Genomic DNA, 12,426 nt, shown 5'->3' on the forward strand with positions numbered 1-12,426 from the left:
CCCCTCTCATTTTCTTTTCCTATAAATCTTATAATTATCTCATGGGATGGCAAGCCATCATTCTGCGAGCCCGGCCAGGCCAGTCTAGCGACGACTGCGGCCGTCTCGCTCGATCTTGTCGAGCCAGGCCGCCATCTGCCGGGTGCGATCCGGCACCTTCGCCGCCACATCGTCGCGCTCGCCGGGATCGCGCGCGAGGTTATAGAGCTGATGACGCGGCAGCGTACCGATCTGGTTTCCGTGAAATTCATGCGGCTCGACGCTGCCGCGAATGAACTTCCAGTCGCCAGCCCGCAGTGCGAGGATGCGCGCGCCGCTGCTCGCGACAGTCGTTCCTGTCGTGACCATCAGCTTGGTGTCCTGCACCACATGGTCCCTGCCTTTCTCGCTCTGGCCCAGAAAGGCGGCGCGCAGGTCGAAGCTGTCGACCGCCTGATCGGCGGGAAGCGGTTGCCCGACCAGGCCGGCGAGCGACGCAAGCAGGTCGACATGGCTGAGCATCGCCTGCGAGACATGCCCGGCGCGCGCATTGCCCGGCCAGGTCACGATCATCGGGACACGGGTGCCGCCTTCATAGATGGCGTATTTGCCGCTACGATACGGCCCGGCCATGCGATGATCGCCTGCCTTCTCGACCGCCTGGTCCTCATAGCCGTCGAACAGGATCGGGCCATTGTCGCTGCTGAACACGATCATCGTATCGTCGGCGACACCCAGTTCCTCCAGCTTGCGGACCAATTCGCCCACCGTCCAGTCGAGCTGTACGATCGTGTCACCGCGCGGCCCCATGCCCGACTTGCCGACGAAACGCGGGTGCGGCGCGCGGGGCACATGCGGCTCGTTCATCGCGAAATAGAGGAAGAAGGGCGCGCCCTTGCGCGCCGTGACGAACTCCACCGCCTTGCCCAGCAGCACATCGGTCAGATCCTCGTCCGTCCACCGCGCCGCCTTGCCCCCGGTCATATAGCCGATGCGGCTGATGCCGTTATGGATCGTATTGGAATGCTCTGGGTCGCCGCGAAACTTGAGCAGGTCGGGATTGTCGAAGCCGGTCGGCTCGTCACCCACCTTTGCCTTGTAATCGACGCGGATCGGATCGGCGGGATCGAGGTTCACCACGCGGCGATTCTCGATCAGCACGGTCGGCACGCGATCGAGCGTCGCGGGCATGTAAAACCCATAGTCAAAGCCGATATCGAGCGGCCCCGGCGCGATCTCGCCATTCCAGTCGACCTTGCCGTCGCCAAGGCCCAGATGCCATTTGCCAACCACGCCGGTGGCATAGCCCGCCTGTTTCAGCATCGATGGCAGCGTGAACCGGCCCGGCCGGATGATCGCCGGCGCATCGCCCGGCAGGATCTGCGTGCCCGACGCGCGCCATGCATAATCGCCGGTCAACAGCGAATAGCGCGACGGAGTACAGGTGGCGGAGGTGGAATAGGCGTTGACGAAGCGCGTGCCGCGCGCAGCCAGCCGGTCGAGATTGGGCGTCTGAATCGTCTTCGACCCATAGCAGCCGACATCGCCATAGCCGAGATCGTCGGCATAGATCACGATGATGTTCGGCTTGCGCGGCCCCGCCAGCGCGCTAGCCCGCGGTGATAGAAGGGTGGCGGCGCTCGCCAGCAGCAATCCACGGCGTGTCATCACGATTTGCGGCCTCTCCCTTGTTTCTCGTTAGCAGACAGGGATATATGATATTTATCATATCTTGAAGTGCGGAATCGCGCGCGGCGATGAGGATGGACCCGATGGAGTGGAAGATCATGCCCTGCACGGCGCTGCTGCTGGCGCTTGCGCCGCAGACCTCGGCGCAGGAACAGGCTCCTGCAGCCACCTTCGCGAACCCGTTGCTGCCCTCGGGGCCGGACCCGTGGGTGATCTCGCACGATGGGGTTTACTACTACACCCACACGCTGGGAAACCGCATCCAGCTGTGGCGCACGAGCGACATGGCGGAGCTGGCGCGCGCCAAGAAGCGCGTGGTTTGGACCCCGCCCAAGACGGGAGCGAACGCGCATTCGATCTGGGCACCCGAGCTCCACCGCATCGGCGGCAAATGGTATATCTATTATTCGGCGACCGCCGCGGGCCATAAGGACGACCGCCATCGCGCGGTGTTCGTCCTGGAAAATGATGCGGCGAACCCCTTTACCGGCAAATGGGTCGATCGCGGTCGCGTCAACACGCAAAGGGCGGGCATCGACGGCACCGTGTTCGACCAGGGCGGCACCCTCTACTTCGCCTATTCGCCCTATATCGGGTCGGTCAGCGGGATCGCACTGGCACGGATGACCAACCCCTGGACGCTGACCGGCGAAGAGACGGTGATCGCCCGTCCCGACAAGCGCTGGGAGGATCGCGGCGGCCGCAGGATCCTTGAGGGGCCGCAGTTCCTGAAAGGACCGGACGGGCGTATCTTCATGACCTATTCGGCGGGCGCCTGCTGGTCGGACGATTATGCACTCGGCCTGCTTGAGGCAAAGCCTGGTGCCTCCCTGCTCGATGCAGCGAGCTGGACCAAGCACCCGCAACCGGTGCTGACCAAGGGCAACGGCATCTATGCCACCGGACATAACGGCTTTTTCAAATCACCCGACGGGCGCGAAGACTGGATCGTCTATCACGCCAATTCAGGGCCCGGCATGGGATGTACTGCAAAGCGGGCACCGCACATGCAGCGCATCGTTTGGAACGCCGCGGGCGAACCCGATTTCGGCGCGCCGACTCCTCCGACGATGCGATTGGCCAAACCTTCAGCGATTCCTGCGCCAGAATGACCCTCCCGCCCCCCCCGCCCGCAACCTCGACGCTTCCACGGTTGCGACCCATCATGACATGAGAAAAGCATCAGCGGAGTTCGCTATGGGACCGACACGATTGAGCCGCCGCAAGGCGATCACACTGACGACACTGGCCGTATTGGCAACGCTGGGCGGCGGATGCACCGTCGCGAGTGTCGGCGCGGGAGCTGCGGACGCGACAGATCAGACGCCGCGCGCGGCACCGCGACAGCCCAACATCCTGTTCGTTCTGGTCGACGACATGGGTTATGGCGACCTATCGATCACGGGTAACCGCCTGGTCGATACGCCCCACATCGACGCGCTCGCGCGCGACGGCATGGTGATGACCCAATTCTATGATGCGGCGCCGATCTGCTCGCCGTCACGCGCGGGGTTCTTGACCGGCCAGTTCCCGGCGCACAATCGCTTCGTCACCTTTGTTTCCGACCGCAAGCGCAATCAGGCGTTCGGGCAGGCCGACTGGCTCGATCCGAAGCTGCCCAACCTGTCCCGAACGCTGAAGCAGGTTGGCTACGCCACCGGTCATTTCGGCAAATGGCATCTGGGCGGCGGGCGCGACGTGGGCGATGCTCCCATGATCACCGCCTATGGCTTTGACGAAAGCTATACGCAATTCGAAGGCCTCGGCCCGCGCGTGCTGTCGAGGGACGGCGGCGGCAAGCTCGCGGAGCAGAGCGCGGCGTTGGGCAAGGGACCGATCGACTGGCTGCCCCGCGCCCAGGTGACCGGGCTCTATGTCGATAAGACGCTCGACTTCGTTCGCCGCAGTAAGGATCGGCCCTGGTTCGCGCAATTATGGCTGGACGACGTCCACACCCCCTGGGCACCCAGCGCCGAACAGCTTGCCGCGGTGAAGGGCAAGGGCCGCAACCCGCGCGAGGACAAGTTCCTAGCCGTGCTGGTCGCCATGGATGCGGAGATGGGCCGACTGGTCGATGGACTGCGCCGCGCGGGTGAACTGGACGACACGCTGATCGTGTTCACGTCCGACAATGGCCCCACGGTCGGGGCGCAGACGCCGGGATCGGCGGGGCCGTATCGGGGCCGTAAGGCCAGCCTGTACGAAGGCGGCATTCGCCAGCCGCTGATCATCCGCTGGCCCGGTCACGTCCCGGCAGGCAGCCACGACGCGGCGACGGTGGCGCAGGGCGTTGACCTCTACCCCACGCTGGCACGCATCGCTGGCGCGGCAAAGCCGACGGGCGTCGATGGCATCGACATCGGCGCGGCGTGGCGCGGCACGCCAGTCGCGGCCCGCCCCGACCTCTATTATTATATCGCCCGCCCCGCTGGCGAAGCGTTCGGACCGCTTTATTCGGTCCGGTCGGGACCGTGGAAACTGCTGATGGACGCCAACGGCAGCGGCGCCGAACTCTACAATATCGAGCAGGATCCACGCGAGCAGAAGGATCTGGCGGGGGACAACCGGGAGGTCACGAAGCGGCTTTCCGCCAAGCTGGCCAGTTGGATCGCGCGACTGCCCGAGCCCGGACGCGCGGTCAGCCGATAGAGGGCCGCGCCCGCAAACAAGGTGGCCCACGACCATGCCGGTCGCGGGCCCTTTCGTGTCACGGCTGGCCGGGCGGGAGTCCCTCGATCTGGCCTTCGCTCAGATGGGGCGGATGCTTGACCGGACGATCGTCATTCTGAGCGGTGCGCCATCCGGAGAGCTTGAGCCGCAGTTCCTCAAGCACCGGCGCATATTGCGGGTCCGCCGCCAGATTGCGGGTTTCGTCGGGGTCGGCGTTCAGATCATAGAGTTCCTCGGCCGGGCGGCGATAATATTGATCCACGATCCGCTTGGCCTTCGGGTCGGTCTGCGCGGCGCGACGCCATGCGGGGAAATAGCCGCCATCGCCCTTGGCCGGCTTCAAGTCGACATGAGTCGTGAAGACCCATTCGGGATGCAGATTCGCGATATATTTCCACCGGTCCGTGCGCACGCTGCGCATCGGATAGACGTTCATCTTCAGATCGCTCTTGTGGATCGTATAGACTTCCGACCGCCCCTTGAACGACGCGGTCGATTTGAACGCAGGCGCGAACGAGCGCCCGTCGATTTCCAGCGGCGCCTTGCCGCCGCCGACCTCTACCAGAGTGGGCAGGATATCGACCCAGCTCACCATCGCGTCGGTCTTTGTACCGGGCTGGACGCGCCCGGCCCAGCGCACGACCATCGGGACCCGCGTGCCGGTGTCGTAGAGGTTCCACTTGCCGAACGGCCACTGCTCGCCATGATCGGAGGAAAACAGCACGAAGGTGTTCTTGCCCAGCGTGCTGTCCACAACCTCAAGGGTCTGGCCCAGTTCCTGGTCCATTCGCGTGACCGCGGCATAATAGCGCGCACGGGCACGGTAGGAGATTGGCACGTCGACCGACTTGGGCGGCAGCTTGATCTTCGCCGGATCATAGCCCTCGGTCTCGACGGGCCAGGGCACATGCGGCCAGTTGCTGCCGACGAAAATCGCGAGAGGGCGCTTGTCCTTGCGGGCCTTGAGCCAGCGTAGCGCCGACGGCACGCCGTCCGGATTGTGGAACGTATCGTTTTCGAAGTAATCGAAACCGTACATCTTCGTCGTCCGGTAATGCGCGACCTTGCCGAATGCGACGACCTGATAACCCAGCGATTGCAGATAGGCCGGCAGCTTCCTGACGTCTTGCGTCGGGATTTCGTGATTGCCCTCCGCCCCGTTGCGTGACGGCATGAAGCCCGTGAGCATGGCCGCCCGGCTTGGTGCACAGCTGGGCGATGCGACGAAGGCGCGGTCGAACGTCAGCCCCTGAGTGGTCAGCTTGTCGAGATTGGGGGTGCGGATGTCGCGATCCCGGCCGGCGCCGAAATCCTTATAGCCCATATCATCGGCCAGAAAGACGACGATGTTGGGGCGGGAAACGCTTTCTTGCGCCGACGCTATGGATATTGCCCCGACGGCGGTGGCCATGATGGCGGCTGCCCAAATTGCTCGCTTCATCGTCATTCGTAGCTCCTGATCTTCCTGTGCATCGTTCAGAACTTAATCCGCGCGCCGATGGAATAGACCGTCTCATCGCCCTGCAGACCCAGCACGACGCGCTCGTCGCCCCAATAGGTCGAGGTCTTGTTGCGCAGGAGATTGGTTCCACCGATGTCGAGGCGAAGCGATTCCGTCACGTCGTACCCGACGCTGAAATCAAGCCGTCCAGCCGGACGTACATAGGACAGGAACACCGGCAAATAGGCCTCGTTGACCCGCGCCGGATCGAACGGACGCAACGCAACGCCCCCGGTGTTGTCGGCGTTGATATATTTGGAACGATAGGTCCAGATCAGCCGCCCGCTCAGGCCACCTTTGTCGTAGAGCAGTCCGGTCGTGTAGTTGTATTTTGACACCCCGACCAGCGGATTGCCCGCCAGCGTGTCATCGCCCTTGACCTTCGAATCCGCTAGGGTGAACGCGCCCTGGACGCCAAATCCGGAGAGCGCCCCGGGCAGGAAATCGAAGAAATACTGGGCGCTCACCTCCAGCCCCTTCAGATCGACCGAGCCGATGTTGCGAGGTGACGAGATCAGGTAGTTGAGGCCGTTAATCTCCTCCTGCGTGTTCGAATTGACCACGCGATCCTTGATCGAGCGATAATAACCGGTCACTGCAATATAGCCGCTGCGGAAATAATATTCCGCCGTCACGTCGATGCTGTCCGATTTTTGCGGCTTCAGATTAGGGTTCCCGCGTGAACCGTTGTTGAGCAGGAACACATTGCCTACGAGCGTCAGCGTCTCGTTCGGATTCAGCGCGCCGAAATCGGGCCGCCGCATCGACCGCGAATAGGTCAGGCGCGTCTGGAACGAGCCGGGGAACTTCAATCGCGCGGTCGCCGCAGGCAAAAGGTCGGTGTCCGACGTGGAGGCGGTGATCGGATTTAAAGTCGTGCCCGTACGGGTGAAGCCGCCGATGGTGCGGTCGGTACGGATCACTCGCGTGCCGATCACCCCGTCCAGCGTCAGGTCGCCCAGCGGAATTTCATAGCTGCCCTCGATATAGCCGGCATAAGTCGTTTCTTGCGCGGTGAACGTCTTGGTGGGATCGTAGTCCGGCTGACGCAGCGGCAGATTGAAGAGCGATCGCAATTCGTTACGCCCTCGCTCCGAACGGAGATATTCAGGATTGATGCCGATAAACGGCGTTCCGCCGTTCAGTCGGGGTGCGATCCCGATTTCCGCGAAGAAATCGTCGGACAACGGCAGGCTGGAGATCAGGCGCGCATTGGCCTCGCTGGGGGTGCCGATATTGCCGAACCCGATCGAGGCGACGGTGTTGGTCTGGCGGACCTCCTGAAACTGCGCTTCGCGACGTGCGAAACGCAGCCCCGCCTTCAATTTCGGCAACAGCCCGCCGACCTCGAACTCGCCATCCAGCCGCGCCTGCAGCAGCTCGCCCTCGCCTAGCGAGTAATTCTGGTTGATCGAATTGCGCAGCGACAAATTGGCCGAGTTCATAGGGATCGAGGGGTCGATGGTGAAGGACGGTCCGTTATCGTCGTTCAGCACCACGAAGATCGACGGCACGCGCTGCCCCACCTCGGCATTGAAATTCTGAAGGAAGGAGCGCGACGTCTGGTACGCCGCGTCAAACACCAGCTTGGTACCGCCCTCCTCGAAGTTGAGGCCGCCCGCGATCATCTTGTTTCGCTGGGTGATGTCTTCGGAATTGGAATTCTGGTTGATGACGACATTGTCGAACCGCGCGCTTTCCAGTTCGCACACGCGTTGCACGGTAAAGGGCTGGATCGACACCGTGCCGTCGGCATTATTGACGAGCTGCGGGTTGGTGCCGCCGACGTTCACTCGCGCGTCGAAACAATAATCGCTCGCGGTGACCTGCGAGATGCGCGAATTGTTGGTGAAGGGTTGAGGATTGAACCCGACGAACCCGGTGGTGCTGCGGAAGTGCGTGTAGAGACCGTCGAGATAGACCTCCAGCGATGGGGTCGCCTGCCACTGGATCGCGGCATTCACCTGTTTGCGTTCGACATCGCCGACATCGGGCATGTTGCGAAGCACCTGCGGAATCATCAGGCCCGGCACATTCAGCGGCGCTCCGCCCGAATAGCGTCGCTCGCTCAGGTTAGAGACGGCGCGAATATTCTCGGCACGCGAGTAGGTCGCGTTGACCAGCACGCCGATCTCGCCGATCCCGGTGTCCTTGCGCGTTGTGGCGAGAATCCCAAACTGTGGATTGCTGGCATCGGCCAACAATGCATAATTCTGACGCGCGGACAGCACGAGCGTGGGATCGTGGAAATTGAACGGACGGTTGAGGCGCAGGTCGATCGCACCGGCCACACTGCCCTCGATCTGGCTTGCGGTCTGTGACTTGAAGGCGTCGATCCGTGCCAGCGCCTCGGCCGGGACATCCTGCAGATCGAAACCGCGACCGGTAGTGGTGACGACCTCCCGCCCATTCACCGTGGTGAGAATATCGGTCAGGCCGCGGATGCGGACGGTGGACAATTCGTTGTTGCGGTCGTTCTGGACCTGGATGCCCGGCACGCGCTGCAATGCCGCCGCCACCGTCGGATCGGGCAGTTTGCCAATGTCGGTAGCGACAATCGAATCGACGACCTGTACTGCATTGCGCTTCACCTCCGCCGCGCGCTCGAGCGAGGCACGGACACCCGTGACGACGATAACCCCTTCCGCTTCACCCTCTCCAGGCTGGGTCGAAACATCCGGTGCAGGCGCTTCCTGAGCGGTGGCGGGAATGGCGGTGGCAAATGCAACAAGCGATGCGGTCAGAAGTAAATCAACTCGCATGCGTTCCTCCCCTTTGTGTCACAAACAATCCGGGGTGCCGTTGCGGCATCTCTTCCAGGACGGTTTCGGCTACCAGAGCCTCCAGAGGCTATCAATCATATAAATAGAATAATATGCGAAATGACGTTTCTGGCGCCTCGTGGGCACGCGTCGCAGTGCGCTTCCCGCGCCTTTCCACCGGCTGTTTCGACTTTTGCCGGTCGCGGTTGCGCATCGAATATGATGCCTCGCCCGTTTGAATGGCGTCCGGCAATTTGCATGAGATAAATCTGATAATTTGCTTTCAAGCGTGGGCGCTTTTGGTTAGGCTGGCCCTCAAGGCGCTCGCTCGACAGCGCCGGTACGAGGGGATGGGCATGATATTTCGCACAGCGAATTGTTCGACGTCGACACCCGCGCGACAAGCACCACACCCGCAAAGCCACTTCCACTCTGGATCAGGACAACCGTGCATGAAACATCTGCTGCTGCTCGCCGGCGCGGCCTTTACCGGCCTTGCGGCGCTCCCCGCCGACGCGCGGGATATGTGGACCAAGGAACAGGCCAATGGCTGGTATGCCAAACAGCCCTGGCTGGTCGGCGCGAATTACAATAACCGCAGCGCGATCAATCAGTTCGAGATGTGGCAGGCCGACAGTTTCAACCCGAAGGAGATCGACCAGGAACTCGGCTGGGCCGCCGACATGGGGATGAACACCATGCGCGTCTATCTCCACAATATGCTGTGGGAAGAAGACGCCGCCGGGCTCAAGCAACGCATGGAAACCTTCCTCCAGATCGCCGATAAGCACAAAATCAAGATCATGTTCGTGCTGTTCGACAGCTGCTGGGATCCGGACCCCGTGTCGGGGCCGCAGCGGCCGCCGATCCCCGGCGTCCACAATAGCGGATGGATGCAGGCACCCGGTGCCGCACGGCTCGCCGACAAGAGCCAGTACGGCAAGCTCGAAGCCTATGTGAAGGACATTGTCGGATCCTTCGCAAAGGACCAGCGGATCGTGGCGTGGGACGTGTGGAACGAGCCCAACAACCAGGGCGGCGGGGGCGGCGCGTACAAGCCGACGCCGAACAAGGTCGCGCTGGTTGCCGGCCTGCTTGGTCCCGTCTTCGAATGGGCGCGCAGCGTCGATCCTACCCAGCCGCTGACCAGCGGCTTGTGGATCGGCCAGAACTGGGATCAACAAGACAAGCTCGACGCGGTCGAGAAGATCCAGGTCGCCCAGTCCGACGTGATGAGCTTCCACGACTATAGCTGGCCCGAGACCTTCGAGAAGCGCGCCAAGCAGATGATGAGCTATGGCCGCCCCGTGCTCGCCACCGAATATATGGCGCGCGGCAACGGATCGACCTTCGACGGCTCGCTGCCGATCGGCAAGAAGTACAAGATCGCGATGTTCAACTGGGGCTTTGTCGACGGCAAGTCGCAGACCCGCATGCCGTGGGACAGCTGGAAAAAGCCCTACACGCATGAGGAACCGACCATCTGGTTCCACGACGTGTTGCGCGCCAACGGCAAGCCCTATCGCCCGGCCGAGGTCGAGATGATCAAGCGGCTGACGACCGAAGCCAACGGCCCGCGCCGCTGAGCGATGCGCCGCCGCGGGGCCGGTCGCGACCGGCTCTGCGGCGGCCCGCCCATTCGGGAAGACCATATGCATGAATCCGACCGTCCGCGCGTCGCTCCGGTCTGCGGCGTCGCGCGGCACGAGCTGAGCGATCGCAAGTACCGCGACCGCATGGCCGAAGAGGCCCGGCTTCAACGCCGCTTCGAACGCATTTGCGCGCGCGAATTGCTGGGCGAAATCGACTGACCGCGCGCGACGCGGGCCAAGTCCATCGAGAAAAGGGGACAGGAAATATGCGCTTCGCTCTCATCGGCATGACGGCGCTCGCCGCATCGATGCTGTCCCCTGCCGCGGCGTGGAGCCGGACCGCGCCTGCGCCTGCGCCGGCTCCGCAGGGCGGCGACAAAGTCTATGCCGGCGACATCATCACCCGCTGGGGCAAGGCAGTGACGGCGGAGAATGCCTGGCGCAGCTATCCCCGCCCCCAGATGAAGCGCAAGGACTGGCTGAACCTCAACGGCAAATGGGACTATGCGATCACGCCGCTGGACGCGCCGCAGCCCAGCCGGATGGACGGCAAGATTCTGGTCCCGTTCGCGGTGGAATCGCGCCTGTCGGGCGTGCAGCGTCGCCTGACCGCGAATGACCGGCTCTGGTATCGCCGCGACTTCACAGTGCCGGCGGCCTGGGCGGGGCAGAATGTGCTGATCCATTTTGGCGCGGTCGATTTCGAGGCGGCGGTGTTCGTCAACGGCGCATTCGCCGGATCGCATCGCGGCGGATCGGATGCGTTCAGCTTCGATATCACCCCCTTCCTCAGGGCGGGGGCGAACGCGCTGGAAGTGCGTGTTACCGATCCGACCACCGACGGCAGCCAGCCGCGCGGCAAGCAGACCCTCGATCCGCGCGGCATCTGGTACACTGCGGTCTCGGGCATCTGGCAGACGGTGTGGCTTGAGCCGGTGCCCAGGCTGCACATCAAGGAAGTGCGCGCGACGCCGCACATCGACACCGGCATGCTGGCGGTGGACGTGCTGCTCAGCAGCGGCAGCATGGCGACCGACGCGGTGCGGGTTACGGCGCGGGCTGGTGGCAAGGTCGTGGGATCGACGCTGATCCGCGGCAACCGGCGCGGCTTCATCGCCATCCCGAATGCGCGGCTGTGGTCGCCGGACGATCCGTTTCTCTACGATCTTACCGCCGAACTGGTGACGGTCGGAAATCCGCTGGGCGGCGGCAGGCCTAATCCGCCGATGTATCAGCAGGGCCAGACGCAGCGCGAGGCCGATGCATTTGCGACGGCGAAGATCGTCGGTGCACCACGCGATACGGTCGATGCCTATTTCGCGATGCGCAAGATTTCGGTCGGGCGCGGCCCGGTCGGCAATCGCCTCGCGCTGCATCTCAATAACAAGCCGCTCTTCCATAACGGTACGCTCGATCAGGGCTGGTGGCCCGAAAGCCTGCTCACCCCGCCGTCGGAAGAGGCCATGATCTATGACATGGAATTCCTCCAAAAGGCGGGGTTCAACATGCTGCGCAAGCATATCAAGGTCGAACCGGCGCAATATTACGCCGCCGCCGACCGGATGGGCATGCTGATCTGGCAGGACATGCCCTCGGGCGGATTCCGCGACCAGGGCGTCGGCCGCGCGAGCGACCGCCAGGCGACGTTGTCGTCGGACGACATGGCGCAGTTTCAGGACGAGCTTTCGCGGATGATCGGCGATCTGCGCGCCTTCCCCTCGATCGTGATGTGGGTGGTGAACAATGAAGGCTGGGGGCAGTATGACGCCGCCACGCTCGGCCGCTTCGTCAAGGGCACCGACCCCAGCCGCCTGGTCAACGCAGTCAGCGGCTGGCAGGACGTCGGCGACACGCCGTCCGACGTGTACGACATCCACAGCTATGACGAGACGCCGAAATCGCCCGAATGGCGACCGGGCCGCGCATCGGTGATCGGCGAATTCGGCGGGGTGAGCTATTCGGTGCCGGGGCATCTGTGGTTCCCGGATCGCGTCGATCGCCTCTATCAGGCCGCCAAGACCCCCGAGGATTATCTTGCCCGCTACAAGCAAAAGATGGGCGGAGTAGTGCGCCAGAAGCAAATGGAGGGCCTCGCCGCATCGGTCTATACCGAGACCACCGATGTCGAGGGCGAACTGAACGGTCTGCTGACCTATGATCGCGCAGTTATCAAGATTCCGGTGGGGACGCTAGCCGAGATCGCCGCGCCGCTGACCGAGGACTAGGGTGCGTC

At 63.2% G+C, this 12,426-nt stretch carries 8 protein-coding genes; 5 read left to right on the plus strand and 3 right to left on the minus strand.

Annotated elements, in window-relative coordinates; all coding sequences use genetic code 11:
• Window positions 1-84: 84 nt before the first annotated feature.
• Window positions 85-1,647 (minus strand): sulfatase family protein, encoded by a 1,563-nt coding sequence (locus FPZ54_RS13670; RefSeq protein ID WP_186457010.1) that lies wholly within the window; start codon window positions 1,645-1,647, stop codon window positions 85-87.
• 104 nt (window positions 1,648-1,751) lie between these two features.
• Here FPZ54_RS13670 and FPZ54_RS13675 point away from each other — a divergent pair, with 104 nt between their 5' ends.
• Together FPZ54_RS13675 and FPZ54_RS13680 are read left to right on the plus strand one after the other, a co-directional pair.
• Window positions 1,752-2,780, plus strand: coding sequence for a glycoside hydrolase family 43 protein (locus tag FPZ54_RS13675; RefSeq protein WP_239019584.1), 1,029 nt, complete (start codon window positions 1,752-1,754; stop codon window positions 2,778-2,780).
• Between the two features lie 85 nt (window positions 2,781-2,865).
• A complete protein-coding gene (locus tag FPZ54_RS13680; protein ID WP_145848063.1) occupies window positions 2,866-4,317 on the plus strand; it encodes a sulfatase-like hydrolase/transferase in 1,452 nt (483 codons plus the stop codon).
• A 58-nt stretch (window positions 4,318-4,375) separates the two neighbouring features.
• Here FPZ54_RS13680 and FPZ54_RS13685 read toward each other — a convergent pair whose 3' ends face one another.
• Window positions 4,376-5,749, minus strand: a complete 1,374-nt coding sequence (locus tag FPZ54_RS13685) for a sulfatase-like hydrolase/transferase (RefSeq protein WP_222428312.1) — start codon at window positions 5,747-5,749, stop codon at window positions 4,376-4,378.
• A gap of 65 nt (window positions 5,750-5,814) precedes the next feature.
• Entirely contained in the window at window positions 5,815-8,601 is a 2,787-nt protein-coding gene (locus tag FPZ54_RS13690) for a TonB-dependent receptor (protein WP_145848067.1), read from the minus strand.
• A gap of 452 nt (window positions 8,602-9,053) precedes the next feature.
• On the opposite strand from FPZ54_RS13690, the gene FPZ54_RS13695 reads away from it, so the two are divergent.
• The 3 genes from FPZ54_RS13695 (at window position 9,054) to FPZ54_RS13700 (ending at window position 12,418) form a co-directional block, all read left to right on the plus strand.
• On the plus strand, window positions 9,054-10,187 hold the full coding sequence (locus FPZ54_RS13695) for an endo-1,4-beta-xylanase (RefSeq protein WP_145848069.1): 1,134 nt from the start codon (window positions 9,054-9,056) through the stop codon (window positions 10,185-10,187).
• A gap of 66 nt (window positions 10,188-10,253) precedes the next feature.
• Complete coding sequence (locus tag FPZ54_RS19915) at window positions 10,254-10,412, plus strand: hypothetical protein (protein WP_186456772.1); 159 nt, start codon at window positions 10,254-10,256, stop codon at window positions 10,410-10,412.
• A gap of 47 nt (window positions 10,413-10,459) precedes the next feature.
• Window positions 10,460-12,418 carry a glycoside hydrolase family 2 protein gene (locus FPZ54_RS13700; RefSeq protein WP_186456773.1) on the plus strand — a complete coding sequence of 653 codons (1,959 nt, stop codon included), beginning with the start codon at window positions 10,460-10,462 and terminating at the stop codon, window positions 12,416-12,418.
• The last annotated feature ends 8 nt before the right edge of the window (window positions 12,419-12,426 follow it).

Source organism: Sphingomonas suaedae, assembly GCF_007833215.1.
In the GTDB taxonomy this organism is placed as follows: domain Bacteria; phylum Pseudomonadota; class Alphaproteobacteria; order Sphingomonadales; family Sphingomonadaceae; genus Sphingomonas; species Sphingomonas suaedae.

What these genes read in the sequence shown, in the direction of transcription:
- FPZ54_RS13670 (WP_186457010.1), bottom strand. Translation starts at nt 1,647, where the DNA reads ATGACACGCCGTGGATTGCTGCTGGCGAGCGCCGCCACCCTTCTATCA.
- FPZ54_RS13675 (WP_239019584.1), top strand. Translation starts at nt 1,752, where the DNA reads ATGGAGTGGAAGATCATGCCCTGCACGGCGCTGCTGCTGGCGCTTGCG.
- FPZ54_RS13680 (WP_145848063.1), top strand. Translation starts at nt 2,866, where the DNA reads ATGGGACCGACACGATTGAGCCGCCGCAAGGCGATCACACTGACGACA.
- FPZ54_RS13685 (WP_222428312.1), bottom strand. Translation starts at nt 5,749, where the DNA reads ATGGCCACCGCCGTCGGGGCAATATCCATAGCGTCGGCGCAAGAAAGC.
- FPZ54_RS13690 (WP_145848067.1), bottom strand. Translation starts at nt 8,601, where the DNA reads ATGCGAGTTGATTTACTTCTGACCGCATCGCTTGTTGCATTTGCCACC.
- FPZ54_RS13695 (WP_145848069.1), top strand. Translation starts at nt 9,054, where the DNA reads ATGAAACATCTGCTGCTGCTCGCCGGCGCGGCCTTTACCGGCCTTGCG.
- FPZ54_RS19915 (WP_186456772.1), top strand. Translation starts at nt 10,254, where the DNA reads ATGCATGAATCCGACCGTCCGCGCGTCGCTCCGGTCTGCGGCGTCGCG.
- FPZ54_RS13700 (WP_186456773.1), top strand. Translation starts at nt 10,460, where the DNA reads ATGCGCTTCGCTCTCATCGGCATGACGGCGCTCGCCGCATCGATGCTG.